Annotated in this window: 1 protein-coding gene; it reads left to right on the top strand. The window is 70.6% G+C overall.

What is annotated here, in order from left to right; genetic code table 11:
* Positions 1-643: SAM-dependent methyltransferase (locus AX681_RS13550; RefSeq protein WP_156456100.1), on the top strand; the 643-nt coding region annotated here is incomplete at both ends.

Below are 643 nucleotides of genomic sequence, written 5' to 3'. Positions count from 1 at the left end.
CGGTCGTCGCCATCCGCAGCTGGCGCGCGCTGTGGCGGCTGGCGACCGGCGGGTCGGCGGGCTGGTATGAGGCATGGGCGGCGGGCGAGTGGACCAGCCCCGATCCGGTGCCGCTGTTCGACCTGTTCGTGCGCAACCGTGCGACGTTGGGCAATGCCGGGCGTGCGGGGGGCGTGGGGCGGATCGCCAAGCGCGTGTGGCACGCCTTTCATCGCAACTCGCGCAAGGGGTCGCGGCGCAACATTGCCTATCATTACGATCTGGGGAACGACTTCTACGCGCCGTGGCTCGACGCGAGCATGACCTATTCGAGCGCGTTGTTCGCGCCGGGCGTGGCGTCGCTGGCGGAGGGGCAGGCGGCGAAGCTGGCAGCGGTGCTGGAGCGGACTGGGACGGCCCCCGGCGATCGCATCCTCGAGATCGGGTGCGGCTGGGGGTCCTTCGCGGAACTGGCCGCGCGCGGCGGGCGGCTGGTGCATGGCATCACGCTGTCGGCGGAGCAGAAAGCCTATGTCGAGGCGCGGATGGCGCGGGCGGGGCTGGAGGGGGTGACGGTCGGCCTGACCGATTATCGCGACGTGACCGGCACGTTTGATGCGGTGGCGAGCATCGAGATGGTCGAGGCGGTGGGGCAGGATTACTG

The organism is Sphingomonas sp. CCH9-E2 (assembly GCF_001557215.1).
Lineage (GTDB): Bacteria > Pseudomonadota > Alphaproteobacteria > Sphingomonadales > Sphingomonadaceae > Sphingomonas.
This window is presented reverse-complemented; position numbering and strand designations above follow the sequence as displayed.